The sequence below is a fragment of the Corynebacterium timonense genome (genome assembly GCF_900105305.1).
In the GTDB taxonomy this organism is placed as follows: domain Bacteria; phylum Actinomycetota; class Actinomycetes; order Mycobacteriales; family Mycobacteriaceae; genus Corynebacterium; species Corynebacterium timonense.
In genome coordinates, this window is the sequence record NZ_LT629765.1 from 2,087,772 (window position 1) to 2,103,276 (window position 15,505).

The 15,505-nt window shown below is 67.0% G+C and carries 13 protein-coding genes, 1 tRNA gene and 1 other RNA gene; 2 read left to right on the plus strand and 13 right to left on the minus strand.

The window, feature by feature from the left end; all coding sequences use genetic code 11:
* Positions 1-499 precede the first annotated feature (499 nt).
* From recR to ffs, 9 genes are all read right to left on the minus strand, one after another.
* On the minus strand, positions 500-1,126 hold the full coding sequence (gene recR, locus BLT81_RS09935; protein WP_019193731.1) for a recombination mediator RecR: 627 nt from the start codon (positions 1,124-1,126) through the stop codon (positions 500-502).
* Positions 1,127-1,190: 64 nt separating this feature from the next.
* Complete coding sequence (locus BLT81_RS09940; RefSeq protein ID WP_019193730.1) at positions 1,191-1,541, minus strand: YbaB/EbfC family nucleoid-associated protein; 351 nt, start codon at positions 1,539-1,541, stop codon at positions 1,191-1,193.
* Between the two features lie 70 nt (positions 1,542-1,611).
* Positions 1,612-3,585, minus strand: coding sequence for a DNA polymerase III subunit gamma and tau (locus BLT81_RS09945; RefSeq protein WP_040421009.1), 1,974 nt, complete (start codon positions 3,583-3,585; stop codon positions 1,612-1,614).
* Positions 3,586-3,641: 56 nt separating this feature from the next.
* Positions 3,642-4,241, minus strand: a complete 600-nt coding sequence (locus BLT81_RS09950) for an RloB family protein (RefSeq protein WP_081582873.1) — start codon at positions 4,239-4,241, stop codon at positions 3,642-3,644.
* A gap of 3 nt (positions 4,242-4,244) precedes the next feature.
* On the minus strand, positions 4,245-5,570 hold the full coding sequence (locus tag BLT81_RS09955) for an AAA family ATPase (RefSeq protein ID WP_019193727.1): 1,326 nt from the start codon (positions 5,568-5,570) through the stop codon (positions 4,245-4,247).
* Between the two features lie 61 nt (positions 5,571-5,631).
* Positions 5,632-6,177 (minus strand): suppressor of fused domain protein, encoded by a 546-nt coding sequence (locus BLT81_RS09960; RefSeq protein ID WP_019193726.1) that lies wholly within the window; start codon positions 6,175-6,177, stop codon positions 5,632-5,634.
* On the minus strand, positions 6,178-7,449 hold the full coding sequence (locus BLT81_RS09965) for an aminotransferase class I/II-fold pyridoxal phosphate-dependent enzyme (RefSeq protein WP_019193725.1): 1,272 nt from the start codon (positions 7,447-7,449) through the stop codon (positions 6,178-6,180).
* A 65-nt stretch (positions 7,450-7,514) separates the two neighbouring features.
* Positions 7,515-7,688 (minus strand): hypothetical protein, encoded by a 174-nt coding sequence (locus BLT81_RS12750; protein WP_155860803.1) that lies wholly within the window; start codon positions 7,686-7,688, stop codon positions 7,515-7,517.
* A gap of 11 nt (positions 7,689-7,699) precedes the next feature.
* An RNA gene (gene ffs / locus BLT81_RS09970) (signal recognition particle sRNA small type) lies at positions 7,700-7,796 on the minus strand.
* 124 nt (positions 7,797-7,920) lie between these two features.
* On the opposite strand from ffs, the gene BLT81_RS09975 reads away from it, so the two are divergent.
* Positions 7,921-8,009, plus strand: a tRNA-Ser gene (locus tag BLT81_RS09975).
* A 59-nt stretch (positions 8,010-8,068) separates the two neighbouring features.
* On the opposite strand, the gene BLT81_RS09980 is transcribed toward BLT81_RS09975, so the two are convergent.
* Together BLT81_RS09980 and gluQRS are read right to left on the minus strand one after the other, a co-directional pair.
* Complete coding sequence (locus BLT81_RS09980) at positions 8,069-9,613, minus strand: RNA-binding domain-containing protein (protein ID WP_172812392.1); 1,545 nt, start codon at positions 9,611-9,613, stop codon at positions 8,069-8,071.
* Between the two features lie 567 nt (positions 9,614-10,180).
* Positions 10,181-11,071, minus strand: coding sequence for a tRNA glutamyl-Q(34) synthetase GluQRS (gene gluQRS / locus BLT81_RS09985; protein WP_019193723.1), 891 nt, complete (start codon positions 11,069-11,071; stop codon positions 10,181-10,183).
* Between the two features lie 18 nt (positions 11,072-11,089).
* Here gluQRS and BLT81_RS09990 point away from each other — a divergent pair, with 18 nt between their 5' ends.
* Complete coding sequence (locus BLT81_RS09990) at positions 11,090-11,737, plus strand: queuosine precursor transporter (RefSeq protein ID WP_019193722.1); 648 nt, start codon at positions 11,090-11,092, stop codon at positions 11,735-11,737.
* Here the strand turns inward: BLT81_RS09990 and tgt are convergent.
* Both tgt and BLT81_RS10000 read right to left on the minus strand, forming a co-directional pair.
* Positions 11,722-12,969, minus strand: a complete 1,248-nt coding sequence (gene tgt, locus BLT81_RS09995) for a tRNA guanosine(34) transglycosylase Tgt (RefSeq protein WP_019193721.1) — start codon at positions 12,967-12,969, stop codon at positions 11,722-11,724. The genes BLT81_RS09990 and tgt overlap by 16 nt on opposite strands.
* Positions 12,970-15,420, minus strand: a complete 2,451-nt coding sequence (locus BLT81_RS10000; RefSeq protein WP_019193720.1) for an MMPL family transporter — start codon at positions 15,418-15,420, stop codon at positions 12,970-12,972. It abuts the gene before it with no gap.
* Positions 15,421-15,505 lie beyond the last annotated feature (85 nt).

Consider the following 15,505-nt stretch of genomic DNA (forward strand, 5'->3'; position numbering starts at 1 on the left):
CGCGTGACCCGGAAATCCGTTGACGTCGACTACGCCGGGTGTTCTGGTCGACCTCAACGAAAACCCGGACGCAAAACCCCAGGTCGCGTGACCCGGAAATCCGTTGACGTCGACTAGGCCGCGTGTTCTGGTCGACCTCAACGAAAACCCGCGCACAAAACCCCAGGTCGCGTGACCCGGAAATCCGTTGACGTCGACTAGGCCGCGTGTTCTGGTCGACCTCAACGAAAACCCGCGCACAAAACCCCAGGTCGCAAAACCCAGTAACACCTTGAGGTCGACTACGCCCACCGCCCTGGTCGACCTCAACGAAAACCCGGACGCAAAACCCCAGGTCACAAAACCCCACAACACCTTGACGTCGACTACGCCTACCGCCCTGGTCGACCTCAACAAAAAACCGGACACAAAACCCCAGGTCGCAAAACCCCACAACACCTTGACGTCGACTACGCCTACCGCCCCGGTCGACCTCAACGACAACTCAGACGCACGCGCCCTACATCTTCAACCGCCCACTTAGCGCGCGCGACAGCGTGAGCTCGTCCACGAACTCGAGGTCCCCGCCGAGCGGCATCCCGGACGCCAGCCGCGACACAGTGAGGTCCGGGAAGTCCTTGAGCAGCCGCGCGAGGTACGACGCGGTCGCTTCGCCTTCGGTGTCGGGGTCGGTGGCGAGGATGACCTCCTCGATGGTGGGCGCCTCCTGGCCGTCGACGTCGTCGAGAACCCCGCCGATGCGCTGGAGGAGCGGGGCGATGGCGAGGTCGCGCGGGCCGACGTTGGCCAGCGGGTCGAGCGCCCCGCCGAGGACGTGGTAGCGCCCGCGGTATTCGCCGGTGCGCTCGATGACCTGGATGTCTTTCGCGTCTTCGACGACGCACACGAGGCCGCGCTCGCGCCCGGAGTCGGCGCAGATCCGGCAGACATCGTCGCGCGAGACGTTGTTGCAGATGCGGCAGAAGGTCACGCCGTCGCGCACCGCGACGAGGGCGGCAGCAAGCCTATCGACGTCCTCGGGGTCCGTCTTCAACAGGTGGAAGGCGATCCGCTGGGCGCTTTTCGGCCCGACCCCGGGCAGCCGGGATAACTCGTCGATAAGGTCTTGCAGCGGTCCTTCAAACATTCGTGTGCCTTCCTTCGAACGTGGAAAAGCCCGGCCGGAAGCGGCCGGGCTGGTGCGCGTAGCGCTAGATGATGCCGCCGAAGGGGATCTCGCCCGGCGCGGGCTGCTGCGGGTTGGTCAGCGGGCCGATCTTTTCCTGCGCGAGCTGGCCAGCCTTCGTGTGCGCGTCGCGGTAAGCGGCGAGGATGAGGTCCTGGAGGGTCTCCACATCCTCGGGGTCGACGGCCTCCGGCTTGATGGTCAGGTCGGTGATCTCGGCGCCGCCGGTCATGGTGACGGTGACGAGCTCGCCGCCGGCGGTGCCGGTGACGGTTGCGGAGAGGAGCTCCTCCTGCGCCTTCTGCAGCGCGGCCTGCACCTCGGCGGCCTGGCGCATCAATTCCTGCATATCCGCGGGCATATTCGGGGTGGTCATAGCAGCTAGTGGCCTTTCTTCGTTGACCGTTGACGTTCGCCGACCATTGTAGCGGGCAGCGGGACGCGCCTCAGAGCGGCTTTGCTCCCAATTCGGTGGCAAGGAGGTCCATCGCGACCGCAGTCGCGTCTCGACGGTCCCGCTCACCTTCCTCCTGAGCCTGGTCTGCCATGGCTCGCTCCTCGTCCTCCTGGGTGTACTCCTCGGGCGGGGGCGGCGGCTCGTACTCTTCCTCCGCGGGCTCGGGCGGAAGCGGGATCTCTTCCGCCTCGCGGTGCTCCCGCCGGGCGGCTCGCTTACTGGCGGCGGCCGCGGCGGCGCGCCAGTCGTTGGCAGCGGGAGGGGCCGGCGCAGGGTCCTCGGGCTCGGGCTCGGGCTCGGACTTCTCCTGGGGTGTGGAGCGCGGGTTCCACACCTGGCGCGGCGGGGCCTCGGCCTTCACGCCCGCCTTGGCGGGGTCGGTGCCCACGACGCAGCGCACCTGGATCGTGGCCTCGAGGTGCTCGGAGAAGATGGACGCGATGTCGCGGTTGTGCTCGGGGGCGTTGATCCGCTGCGCGAGCGCGCCGGTGTTGTGGCCGATCACGAGGGTGTCGTCGTCGAAGCCGAGGGGCGTGGCCTCGGTGAGCATAATCTCGGCGGTTTTGTTGCGCGCACCAACGGACTGTCGCAGGGCGGTCCACTCGCGCCGCACCTTCTCCAGCAGGCCGCCAGTATCGGGCTGGCTGGCCGACGGCTCCGGGCGCGCGGGCTCCGGGGGAGCAGACGGCTCGGGCGCCTGTCGCGGGGCGGGCGTCGACGAGCTGCGCACGTCGCGCTGGGCTGCTGCCGCCGCCGCAGCTGCGGCGGCCGCGGCGCCCGTGCGGCCCTGGGTCACCGGCGCGGGAGAGTCGGGCGCGAGGGTCGGCTCCGCGGTCGGCTCCTTCGGGCCCTGGACCTCCGCGGCAACGTCGGGGGTGGTGATGAGGTGGGCCATCATGATCTCGAGGAGCAGCCGGGGGCTCGTGGCGCCGCGCAGTGAGGACACGCGGTCGTTGACCTGGGAGGCAAGCTCCGCGAGCTCGTGGCCGCTGAAGCGCTCGGCCTGCTCGCGCAGGATCTCGGCGCGGTCGGCGGGGGCGTTGACGAGGCCTTGGGAGATCGCGTCGGGGACGGTGCGCAGCATCATCAGGTCGCGCAGGCGATCCAGCAGGTCGAGGGCGAACTTGCGGGGCTCGTGGCCGGCCTCGATGATCTGGTCGACGGTGCGGAACATCAGGGAGGCGTCGCGGGTGGCCAGGGCGTCCACGATGGCGTCGACAAGCGTGAGGTCCGTGACCCCGAGGAGGGGAAGCGCGGCCTCGTACGTGAGGCCCTCGGGGCCGGCCCCCGAGAGCAGCTGGTCGAGGATCGAGAGCGTATCGCGCGGCGAGCCGCCGCCGGCGCGGATGACCAGCGGGTAGACGCTCTCCTCGACGTGGGCGCCTTCCTCGGCGACGACGCGGGTGAGCAACCCGTGCATCGCCTGCGGGGTGAGCAGGCGGAACGGGTAGTTGTGAGTGCGCGAGCGGATCGTGCCCAGCATCTTTTCCGGCTCGGTGGTGGCGAAGATGAAGATGAGGTGCTCCGGCGGCTCCTCCACGATCTTGAGCAGCGCGTTGTTGCCCACCTTCGAAATCATGTGGGCCTCGTCGATGATGAACACGCGGTAGCGGAACTCGGCCGGGGCGAACATGGCGCGCTCGCGCAGCTCGCGCATCTCGTCGACACCGCCGTTCGACGCCGCGTCCAGCTCCATCACGTCGAGGTTGCCCGCCCCGCCCGGCGCGAGCGAGACGCAGGAGGCGCACTCCCCGCACGGGGTCGAGGTGGGGCCGTGGACGCAGTTGAGGGAGCGCGCGAGGATGCGCGCCGAGGAAGTCTTACCGCACCCGCGCGGGCCCGAAAACAGGTAGGCGTGGTTAATCCGGCCGTTGTCCAACGCGGCGGACAAAGGGCGCGTGACCTGCTCTTGGCCGATCACTTCGCCGAAGCTTGCGGGGCGATACTTCCTGTACAAAGCCACGGCGACAAGCTTAGTCCATCGCCCGGACACGACTTACGGGTACATGAAGTGCGCCGCTAGCTTGCTTCTGCAGCACGGATGAGCTCTTCCACAAGCTTTGGCACCGCCGTACTGGGAGCGGGGCCGATCTCATTCCAGTTAGCTGTGCTGACGTTGCGGGACGCCGTTTCATACTCTTTCACTGGAAAATCGGCGGCGAGGTGTTTATCCGACCCCGCTTGGAGCGCTCCATGTTCGCGAAGCCCGGCGGTAAGAGCGCCGACCTCCATTTCACGCCCCCGAATATCCGCAAAATGGGCGAGTAGCCACACCTCGAAGCACCGATTCGACACTGCAAACAAGCACTTTGTGCCGCCCGTGGTGCTCTTGCGCGCTTTATTGAATCCTTGCTGAAACTGCTGCGGGCTCGAGTCATCGACGTCGACAACAAAGCAGACTCGGTCGTACGGGGCAGCCTTGTCGTTGGCCATGTTATACCTAACTTTGTCAACGATTTTTTCGGGTGAGTGCGGTTCGACAACGAGGTTCACACCGGGGATTCGAAACGTGCTTTTTAGACGTTTGAAGTAATCGAGCTCGGTAGCCTGACCTTGCACCACTATGAGGTACGACGGCTGTGTAGGACGGCTTCCCTTGGGCCTTCTCCTTTTCCGCATATGCTACTGCCCCCTTGCTTCACTTGTGCCGTACTTACGCCGCAGCGCAGCGAGGGCCTCCACGAGCTCACTGCTGCCAGGGATGGGTACGGCCCCATAGACTCCCTGGAGGTAGCGCTTCTCGACGTTATGGGCCTCGCGCACAGCAAACTCGTCAAGCGCGACAAGCTCCGAGCGGGATTCGCTCTTGGTGGCAAACCACACTTCGCCGTGGTGGAGGGCGGCCTGTGGGTGTCGGCCGATGAGCGAGGTGTCATGCGAACCGAAAAGTAGTTGGGCGCCGAGGGGGTTAAGGTCGGAATTATCGAAGTAGGAGACAAGCTCACGCACGAGCAGCGGGTGGAGTGAGGAATCGATCTCGTCGATAGCCAGCACACCGCCGACCGCCAGCGCGAACAGCGCTGGTACGGCGAGATCAAGCCACGTGCGTGTGCCCAGGGATTCGTCCGCCTCATCAAGGTAGAAACTCTGGTCGCATCCGTGATGCTCGAAGCGGAGGTACTGCAAATACTCGATAATGTCGTCCGCCTTCACCACCTCTGCGTCACGGGAGTCGCCGCCACCCTGCAACAGCTCCTGAATACGCCGCACCTCCGGAGGCACTTCGGCTTCTTCAATGCCCACGTCACGCACGCCAACATCCGCGACGCGGATGACCGTCTTCACAACTCCCAGCCAGTGGGGGTCGCGGTGGGCAAGCTCGATGAGCCATTGGTGCCCGTTGTGACGATCGTTCTCCCCCGTGATCAGGGGCAGCATCCTTCCCCACCAGTCGATGGCCGCCGCGTGTCTCCCCGGATTTTTAACCGTGGCCCACGCGGAAAACACGAGCGACCAGCTGCGCAGAAACTGCTCAATGTTTTCCTTCGCGGCTTGGTGCAGGCCCGCGCGCTGGCCGAAGGTAATCTCGTTGCGCTCGCGGTTGAAGATGCTGCTGAACCTTCCCCGTTCGTTGGCGTCAAGGCTCTCCGAGACAACTCCGCCGTTGTCCACGACCAGGATCCAGCGGTACCTGACATCATTGGCCACGTACTCGACATCGAATCGGGTCGGGCTCGCCTGCTGCAGCATGTGGGGATCACGCAACCGCCGTACGTGAGCTTCGCTGGTGAGCGAATGGATGATGGCGGTGCGCAGCAGGGACAGCGGCAGGAGGATGTTCGATTTTCCAGACGCGTTAGGGCCGAAGATGCCCGCCCTGCGCCAGGTGTTCTCAGTCCAGGATTCGCCTTTGCGGGGACGCAGCGTCTTAAAGCTGCGGCGCTGCATGTCGAGGACAGCCTCCTTGCCGAAAGAGCGGTAATTCTCGACCGCCAGAGAGAGCAACATGGCTCGATGGTACATTTCGCGCGGAGATCCTGCACAAGAAGTGCAAAATGCGCTCGTAAAATTACTCCCCGCGATACCAGTCCCCCACCCGCACGCCGCGGCGGCGCAGGCGGCGCTCCAGCACGGCCGCGCCCTGGGCGGCGGCAATCTGGCGCTCCTCCTCCGTCAGGGCCACGAGCTCGAGCAGCAGCGTGAGCTGGCCCGGCTCGGTGTAGGTGGGGGTGCCGCGCTCGAAAAGCTGGGGCTCGCGCAAAAAGCCGTGGCGCACCGTCGGCTCCCCCGCCACGGCGAGGTCGTCGATGAGGCCCTCCAGCAGCACGCCGGGCTGGGCGGCAAGCCCCTTATCCACCAGCTCGCGCGCGGCGGCGGCGACGGCCCTGGACTGCACGAACGGCGGCTGCGCGGCGGCGCACACCAGCTCGCAGCGCACCGCGGTGGACGGGTCGGAGTCGAGCGTCAGCCCGGTGTCGACGCCGCTGAAGCCCACCGTCATCGCCGCCGGCCGGCCCGCGAGGGTGGCCGAGGCGGTGGGGGTGGCGTCGATAAGCGAAAGGCTGAAGCCCTCGCCGAGCGAGGCGAGCCATGCGACGGCCTCGTCGCCCGTCACTTAGGCACCAAGCTTCTCGACGCCCGCCAGCAGCACACAGGTGGCAACGCCGTCCATGGCCTCGGTGACCTCCTCGAGCGGCGGCATCGAGGGGGCAAGCCGGATGTGGCGGTCGCGCGGGTCCTTGCCGTGCGGGAACGCGGCGCCCGCCTTGGTCAGGGTGATGCCCGCTTCCTTGGCCAGCTCCCACACGCGCGTGGCGGTGCCGTCGAGAACGTCGAGCGAGATGAAGTAGCCGCCCTCCGGGGTGGTCCAGGAGGCGACGTTGTACCCGCCTAGGCGGTTTTCCAGCACCTCGATGACCGCCGCGAACTTCGGCGCGAGCGAGCCCGCGTGCTTGCGCATGAGCGCGCGCACGCCCTCCGCGTCGCGGAAGTAGGCGGCGTGAGCGAGCTGGTTGACTTTGTTCGGGCCGATACCGCGGATCCCCGCGATGGAGGAGTACCAGTCCAGGTTCTCCTTCGAGGAGGCGAAAAAGGACACGCCCGAGCCCGCGTGGGTGATCTTGGACGTCGAACTCAGGTACCAGAAGCGGTTCGGATTTCCTTTTTCCGCAGCAAGCGCGAGCACGTCCGGGTTGTCCGGGAACTCGTCCGTCAGCGTGTGCACCGCGTAGGCGTTGTCCCACACGACGCGGAAGTCGGGGGCGGCCGTCTCCATCGCCGCGAGGCGCTCGACGACCTCGCGGGAGTAGTTCACGCCCGTGGGGTTGCCAAAGATGGGCACCGCCCACATGCCCTTGACCTGCGGGTCCTGGGCGAGCGACTCGATGGCGGCGATGTCCGGGCCGTCCTCGAGCACCGGCACGGAGACCATCTCGAAGCCGAAGGTCTCGGTGATGGAGAAGTGACGGTCGTAGCCCGGCACCGGGCAGATCCACTTCACTGTCTCCTCCCGGCACCACGGGCGTTCCGAGTCGTTGTTGCCCAGGGAGTAAGACCAAGAGATGAGGTCGAACATGATGTTCAGCGAGGAAGCGTCCGCCGCGACCAGGTTCGCTGCGTCCACGCCGAGGACCTCGGCCCACAGCTCCCGGATGTCGGCGATGCCGTCAAGGTTACCGTAGTTGCGCACGTCAGCGCCGGTTTTATCGCGGTAGTTGTCTGGGCCCGGCAGCGCCAACAGCTCGTTGCTGAAGTCGAGCTGCTCGCTCGACGGCTTGCCGCGGGTCAGGTCGAGGTCAAGGTTCCTGGCCTTCAGCTCCTCGTAGCGCGAGCGGACGTCGGCCGCGAGCTGCTCCAGCTCATTGTGCTCAAGTTCAAGCAGGGACATAGGGCATCACTTCCGTCTGGTGGGTTGCATGAAAAAGGGTCGCCTATATAACTGTCCCATGTATGCTACCCGCCGCGCGCACCTTTGCGGCCGCCGCAAGCGCACGGGCCAGGCTCGCTTGTCAGCGCCCCCGCCCGCACCGGGGCTTCCTCTCCGCGGCTGCGCCGACGGTCCGTCTTCCAGCGTGCGGAGCGATTCTCCCGCAGCGTCGAGCCCGCGTAGGCGTATGCGGTGGCCACTTCCCGGGCAAAATAAAGGGACCCCACGCACCTGCCAGAGCTCGCTGACCCTTGCTGCGTTCCCGCCCTGGGGGAGTTCACAAGATAAGCACCGCGTGGGATCCTGCCCCACACTTTAGCGGCTTGCCGGGGGGCACACAAAAAGCTCCCCGATGAATGGGCGGAGCAGCGATTTTGTTTCCGCCCGGCGCGTGCAGTAGAGTAATCCCCCGACGCCAACGGCGTATCTCATGGAGGATTCGACTAGCGGCCTATGTCACACGCCTGGAACGCGTGCGGGTAGCAATACCCTCGTGGGTTCAAATCCCACATCCTCCGCCACTGCCCATTCCCGGCCCGCCGAAGACCTAGCGGGCCGGGAATCTTTGTTTCAGCTCCGGTCAGTGCAAGAAATACGTGGTCCGCTTTCCGCGCCCACCTTCCATGCCCACCAATCCGGCGTCCAGGAGCGAATTAACTGCATAGCGCACCTGATTCACGGACAGGGTTGTCGCCGCGTGCATCTCCGAGATGCTCTGCTTTCCGCCCGCCTTGAGCAGCCGGAAGACCTGCGGGACGTTTTTGCCGAGCTTCTCCAGCTCAGCGTCGTCGGTGGCCAGCGCGGCGGCAACGGGCGCCTCGCCGGTTGTGACCCCTGTGGCCAGGAGCCCCTTCTCAGCCAGCCCTTGCGCACTCTGCTCCAATACCTCATCCGTGCACCACGGAAACTGCGTGCGCAACCGCTGCAGCGAGAGGTCCTCGCCGCGACGCACCATGACGAGCATGTCTTCCTGCACGGGAGTGAACGGGCCCGGCAGGCTATCCACCCAGTCGCGGTCCTTGGGGCGCAGCCTGGGCACGCGGGGGAAGACAACGCGGAAGGCCGTGCCCTCGTCGACGAAGCGCGGCCTGGCAAGACCGGCCTCGTGCACGGCCCGGAGCATTTCCGTCACTCCCCCGCCCGCGGTGGCCACCAGGGGCGCACCGTCGCTTGTTTCCAGCCAGCGCGCGAGACCGTACAAGCGCTGGTTGACAGGCGCTTTGACCAGCTCAACGTCTCCCAGCTGGTGCGTGGTCAGGTTCTTCAGTCCCCCGGGGCTCGTGATGGTGAGCTCGTTGGCGCTCAGGCGGATCTCCACCTGCCTGCCGGCCTCGAGAGAGACGTCCATCTCGCGGTGGATGAAGGCGTTGGACAGCGCTTCTCGGACGGCGGACAGCGGCAGGGGTGATTCCTCGGCCCCCTCGGCCGTGTGTCGGCGCACCCAGTCGAGGCTTTCGTCCAGCAGATCCGGAAGCGGCCCGACGAAGTGGACGGGGTCATCCGTCCCGCCAGTCACGTGCGCCGTTGCCCCCAGCGCCGGAAACGTCGATTGCGGGAGGAACCCCACGGCGTACAGCCCGGCGCGACGTACGCCTCCGCCTCGTGCGGTGACGTTGAGCACTTCGAGAACCCGCGCGTCCTCGTCGACGTCACCGAGCCGTCGCACTCCCTGCGTGGCGTTGGCGAGCAGGTCGTCAGTGAGTGCGTCGTCAAGCACCCCGCGTTCCAGACCTTCCTCAACGACCGCATCTGCTGGCAGTCGCTCCGCAGTGGGGCGCTGTGCCAGCTCCACCATCCGCAGGTCGTCGGTGGTCATGGCGTCATCTTTGCCCGCCCGCCGACGGTATGCCCGGCCCTGGTACAGCGCGGGCTTGTGCGTATCCAGGAGGGGAACCACGGTGACGACAAGGACCGTCGAGCCATCGACACTCACTGAGTGGAAAAGGAGGTGCGGCGCAGGATCCACCGCCTCCCGGCATAAGGAGGCGACCGCTTCCTGCGTCGCCCCCTCGTCCTGAACGCCGGTAACCTCAAAGTCCGCAGCCTCATCGACCCCGAGCACAATCGTGCCCCCGCTCGGCGTATTCGCGAACGCGCACAGCGTTCGCCCGAGCGATTCGGGCAATCCCCCCTCTACCCGCTCGCACGCAATCGTCGTGGTGTGCGCCCCAAACGCACGCAGTTCTTCCAATGTTGCAGCGACACGAGCGCTGTTCCACTTTTCTTCAGCCATAGTGTGAATCTACAAAATAAAGTTAGGCGGCGCAATCGTTGTTCTCACTTAAGCACGGGGTTTTCCGGTTTGGTCGATAGCGCTCGCCGCCAGACCCCGCTCTTGCCCGCGAGCCTGAGCGCTGATCATCGGCACATTTTGCTTGTCGACGCCACACCCACGCGCCCCGGCCCTACGGTCAGCGACACTGAAAAGTAGCCGGTGAGGTGTTTCGGCTGTTTTCAGGGAGCATTGGACCCCGCCGAACGGGAGGGGCGGAAATGGTGATACCGGCGGGGGATAAATGAAGTGAAACCCAGTAAGTACGTAAACAACAAGTGGACAGAAGCCGACCCCGCACAGGTAAAGTGCGCACCAGGCAGCGTGGCCTTTCATTGAGGGTTACTCGGTTTGATGGAAAGCCCCACGCTTCCCGCTTTGCCACGCTGCCCTCTCCACGCAGCGTTCCACGTGAAACCCCTACCGCCACACCCACGGCTGGCGCGGCAGGCGCTCCGGCTCGAACACCTCAAGCAGCTCCGCCGCCGACCCCGCGCCGGCGCACCCGAGCGAGCCGGCAATCTCCTTCCACGCAGCGTCGAACCCCATCTCGCGTAAGGTCACCGCTCCGTCGCGCTTGGCCAAGCGCGCGCCCGACGCGGTGACCACCAGCGGCACGTGCACGTACTCGGGCTCGGCGTAGCCCAGAAGGTGCGCGAGGTAGGCCTGGGCGGGCGCGGAGTCGAGCAGGTCGTCGCCGCGCACCACCTGGTCGACGCCGCTGTCGCCGTCGTCGACGACGACAGCGAGGTTGTAGGCCCAGTCCCCGGCCTGCGCCTGGTTGATGTTGCCGCCGCGCCGCAGCACCACGTCGTCGACGGGGCCGGTCACCTCGCCGTGGTAGTAGTCGCGCACGGTCCATTCGTCGGCGGCGGCGCGCAGGCGCAGCGCGGGGAGGCGGCCTTCGGCGGCGAGCTCGTGGCGTCGTAAAGCGCGCTGCTTATCGGTGAGGTTGCGGCAGGTGCCGGGGTACATGCCGGGGCGGGCGTGGGGCGCGGCGGCGGCCTCGCGGATGTCGCGGCGGGTGCAGTAGCACTCGTAGACGTCGAGGCGCGCGAGCGCCGCGGAGTAGTGCTCCGAGCGCTCGGACTGGTAAATCACGGGCGGGTCGGCGTCGAGGCCGAGCGCCGCAAGGTCCTCGAGCTGGCGCTCGGCCGACTCGGCGGAGGAGCGCTCCGAATCGATGTCCTCGACGCGCAGGAGAAAGCGCCGGCCGCTGCGGCGGGCGAACAGCCACGCCAGCACGGCGGTGCGCAGGTTGCCGAGGTGGAGGTCGCCGCTGGGCGAGGGCGCGTATCTGCCTGCAGACATGCCTCTAGGATATGACGGGTGACTCACGCTGCGACCCGCTCCCCGTACCCCGTCCTCGTCGCCGTATTTTGCGCGGTGTTCCTCATCTCCAACATCACGGCCCAGAAGGGTGTGGAGATCGGCCCGCTTATCACCGACGGCGCCTTCTTCCTCTTCCCGCTGTCCTACGTCATCGGCGACGTCATCGCCGAGGTCTACGGCTTCCGCGCCGCCCGGCGCGCGGTGTTCACCGGCTTCGGCGTCGCGCTACTGGGCGTGGTGTCCTTCTACATCGCCATCTGGCTGCCGCCCGCCGACTTTTACGACGGCCAGGAGACGTTCGCGGCGGTGCTGGGGCTGCTGCCGCGGATCGTCGTGGCCTCCCTCGCCGGCTACGTGGTGGGCCAGCTGCTCAACGCGTGGGTGCTGCAGAAGATGAAGGAGCGCCTCGGCCCGAACAACCTGTGGGCGCGTCTGCTCGGCTCGACGCTGGTCGGCGAGTTCGCGGACACCCTCATCTTCTGCGTCATCGCCGCGTCCGTGATCGGGGTTGAGACGGCGGGGCAGTTCGCCAATTACGTCCTCGTGGGCTTCGTGTGGAAGACGCTCATGGAGGTCGTCGTCATGCCGCTCACCTACGGCGCGGTCGCGTGGGTGCGCCGCACAGAGCGTCAGCTCGGGGCGTAGTAGCGGCCCAGAAACTCGTCGCGGTAGTCCTCGTAGCGCCCGGCGTCGATCGCCGCGCGGATGGTGTCCACGAGCCGCACCATGAACTCCAGGTTGTGCAGCGTGCACAGGGTGCCGGCCAGGTACTCCTTGGCCTTGAGCAGGTGGTGGATGTAGGCGCGCGAGTAGTTCTCGGAGACGTAGCCGCCGAACTCCTCGTCCACGCCGCGAAAATCGCGCCGGAACCGCGCCGCGGTGAGGTTCATCCGCCCGTCGAGGGTGTACACGCCGCCGCGCCGGCCCAGCCGGGTGGGCGCCACGCAGTCGAAGGTGTCGGCGCCCGCTTCGACGGCGGTGAAGATGTCGTCGGGCTCGGAGATGCCCAGAAGGTGCCGCGGCTTATCGACGGGTAACTCATCCGTCACCCAGCCCACAATGGTGCCCAGGTTTTCCTTTTCCAGGGCACCGCCGATGCCGAACCCGCCGAAGCCGCGCCTCCCCTCGGCGCGCGCCCGGGCGTCGAGGTCGAGCAGGCCGCGCGCCGCGGCGCGCCGCAGGTCCTCGTACTGGGCGCCCTGCACCACGCCCCACAGCGACTGTGTCGGCTTGTCCGCGCGCGCGGCGGTGAGCCGGTCGTGCTCGTCCAGGCAGCGCTTCGCCCAGCGGCGTGTGCGCTCCACGGAGTGCTCCTGGTAGGCGCGGGTGTCTACGAGCGTGGTCAGCTCGTCGAAGGCGAACATGATGTCGGCGCCCAGCTGGTGCTGGATCTGCATGGACACCTCGGGCGTGAAGCGGTGCGAGGAGCCGTCGATGACGCTTTTGAAGTCCACGCCGTCGTCGTCCACGCGCGCCATGCGGTCCTTCGCGGCGGCGCGGATGTCGGCGTCGCTGAGCCCGGCGGTGTCCATGGCGAGGACCTTTTTGAAGCCCACGCCGAGGCTCATCACCTGGAAGCCGCCGGAGTCGGTGAAGGTGGGGCCGTGCCAATTTTCAAAGGCGGCCACTCCCCCGGCCTCGTCGACGATGTCGGGGCCGGGCTGCAGGTACAGGTGGTAGGCGTTGGACAGGATCGCCTGCGCGCCGGTGGAGCGGACCTGCTCCGGGGTGAGCGTTTTCACCGTCGCCTTCGTGGCCACGGGGATGAAGGCGGGCGTGGCAATGTCACCGTGGGGGGTGTGGATCACGCCGGTGCGCCCGTGCTTGCCGGGCGCCTCCGGCAGGGTGGTGCCCACCTCGAAGCTCAGGTCCTGCATTTAGGCCGTCACCGTGTCCTTCTCGGCGTTGTCCTTCTCAGCGTTGTCCTTCTCGGCGTTGTCCTCGCGGCGGTCCTCGAACTCCTTCTCCAGCTGCGTGCCCTCGACGTCGAGGTCGGGCAGGATGCGGTCCAGCCACCGGGGCATCCACCAGGTGGCGCGGCCGAGGATGTACATCGTGGCGGGGACGAGGGCCATGCGCACGAAGAAGGCGTCGAAAAGCACGGCGGCGCCGAGCGCGAAGCCGAAGATCTGGATGAAGGGCAGCGGCTGGTCAATGAACGCGACGAACACGGCGATCATGATGACCGCGGCCGCCGTGACCACGCGGGCGCCCTGGGAGAAGCCCTCGACCGTGGAGGACTCCACCGCCGCGACTGGGTCCTTGTCGCCGCGCTCGCGCGCCTCGATGTACTGCTCGCGGATGCGGGTGACCAGGAAGACCTGGTAGTCCATGGCCAGGCCGAAGGTCACGCCGATGAGGAAGATCGGCATGAAGGACAAGATCGGGCCCGGGGTGTCCACGAGGCCGGTGACACCCTCCTGGAACACCGCGACCGTCACGCCGAAGGCCGCGCCGACGGAGAGCAGGAAGCCCAGGCCCGCGACCACCGGCACCATGATTGAGCGGAAGACCACGATGAGCAGGATGATCGCCAGGCCCACCACGATGGCCAGGTAGAGCGGCATCGCGGAGGCGAGCTCTTCGGTGATGTCCATCTGCACCGCCGTCAGGCCCGTCAGGCCGATCTCCACGCCGGTCGCGTCCTCGACCTGAGCCGCGGTCTCGCGCAGCGCCTCGGCGACGCCGAGCGTGTACTCGGACTCCGGGCCGTCGGCCGGCGTGGCGGCGACCATCGCCGCGGTGACGTCCTCGTTGACGTTGACCAGCTGGGCGTGCTCGACGCCGTTGACGCTGCCGGCCTCGCTGACCGCGTAGAGGAAGGACGCCAGCGAGGCGCGCTCCGCCTGGCCGCCCACGTCCTCCGGGATAGCGTCCATGTAGGGCTGGAGGATCTCGGCGTCCGGGTTCACCCCGTGCGCGTCGACGACGATGAGGAACTGGGCGTTGATGCCCTCGCCGAAGCCCTCGGCCAGAAGGTCCGCGGACTTACGCTGGGTCGAGTCTTTCTCCGCCGTCGTGTCCGCGGGCAGCGCCATCTCCAGGTTGAGCACCGGCAGCGCCAGCGCCCCGAGGCCAAGGACCACCACGGTGAGCACCAGAGCCGGGAAGCGGCGCACGAAGCGCGCCCAGCTGCGGCCCATCGACTTTTCGTCCAGATCCTTCGCCGGGCGCTTTCCCGGGCCGGGGTTGCCGGCGATGCCGGGGATCCGCACCGCGAAGGAGCGATCGCCCCACGCGCCCAGCAGCGCCGGGATGAGCGTGAGGGCGATGAGCACGGCGATCATCACCGTCAGCGCCGCCGCCAGGCCCATCCACGTCAAGAACTCGATCTGGGCGAGGGAGAGCGCCACGAGCGCCGTGAACACCGTCGCGCCGGCGAAGACGACCGAGGAGCCCGCCGTGCCCGCCGCCAAACCGGCGGCCTCGGGGCCGGGGAGCGTCTTCCTCTCTTGGCGGAAACGCGAGAGGATGAACAAGGCGTAGTCGATGCCCACGGCCAAGCCCAGCATGACCGCGAGGATCGGCGTGACGTTGTTGAGCTCCACCCACTGCGTGGCCGTGAGGATCAGCAGCACGCCGATACCGACGCCGATGACGGCGGTGATGACGGGCATGGTCGCCGCCACGAGCGAGCCGAAGGTGACAAGCAGGACAACGAAGGCGACGGCCAGGCCGATCGCCTCGCTGCCGGTGTTGATCTCAATCGGGGCGCCGTAGCCGGGCCCGCCGGCCTCGACCTGCAGGCCGGCGTCGCGGCCGATGTTCATCGCGTCCTCGACCACTTGGCGCTCCTCGTCGGACACCGTCATCGCGGTGTCGGCGCCGAAATCGAAGACGGTGTAGCCGATGCGGCCGTCGTCGGAGACCATGCGCACGTTGTAGGCGTCCGCGCGGGCGGTCTCCTCCGGCATGCCCAGGGAGGTCATCTGGGCGATGAGCCCCTTTGTGATCGTCTCGTTGACCTCGACGGGGTTGCCGAAGCGAATCGTATTCTCAATGTCGTCGAGGTTGTCCTCGATGTGCGCGATCGTCTCGTCGACCGCCTCCATGTTTTCGGGGCTATCGAGCCTCTCGCCCTCCGGAGCCGCGAACACGAGGTTGACCGTCGGCGCCGTGGCGATCTCCCCTGCCCCCGGGAAGTTCTCATCGAGGGTGATCAGGGCGTCGATCGAGGGGGTGCCCGAAATGGCGAACTCGGAGGTAAACGGCTTGGCCAAGGTGGCGGCGCCCGTCCCGGCCGCGACGAGCAGAAGAAGCCACGTGACAATCACGCGCCACTTGTGCAGGTATGACCATCGTCCGAGCCGGAAAAGAAGTTTCGCCATGAGCGTCCTATTGTTAGTGAAGATGAATAATTACGCCGCGCTCTATTGTAGACGGCGGCACAACAAAGCCCCCGCCGTGATGGTC

What these genes read in the sequence shown, in the direction of transcription:
- recR (WP_019193731.1), bottom strand. Translation starts at nt 1,126, where the DNA reads ATGTTTGAAGGACCGCTGCAAGACCTTATCGACGAGTTATCCCGGCTG.
- BLT81_RS09940 (WP_019193730.1), bottom strand. Translation starts at nt 1,541, where the DNA reads ATGACCACCCCGAATATGCCCGCGGATATGCAGGAATTGATGCGCCAG.
- BLT81_RS09950 (WP_081582873.1), bottom strand. Translation starts at nt 4,241, where the DNA reads ATGCGGAAAAGGAGAAGGCCCAAGGGAAGCCGTCCTACACAGCCGTCG.
- BLT81_RS09955 (WP_019193727.1), bottom strand. Translation starts at nt 5,570, where the DNA reads ATGTTGCTCTCTCTGGCGGTCGAGAATTACCGCTCTTTCGGCAAGGAG.
- BLT81_RS09965 (WP_019193725.1), bottom strand. Translation starts at nt 7,449, where the DNA reads ATGTCCCTGCTTGAACTTGAGCACAATGAGCTGGAGCAGCTCGCGGCC.
- gluQRS (WP_019193723.1), bottom strand. Translation starts at nt 11,071, where the DNA reads ATGTCTGCAGGCAGATACGCGCCCTCGCCCAGCGGCGACCTCCACCTC.
- tgt (WP_019193721.1), bottom strand. Translation starts at nt 12,969, where the DNA reads ATGCAGGACCTGAGCTTCGAGGTGGGCACCACCCTGCCGGAGGCGCCC.
- BLT81_RS10000 (WP_019193720.1), bottom strand. Translation starts at nt 15,420, where the DNA reads ATGGCGAAACTTCTTTTCCGGCTCGGACGATGGTCATACCTGCACAAG.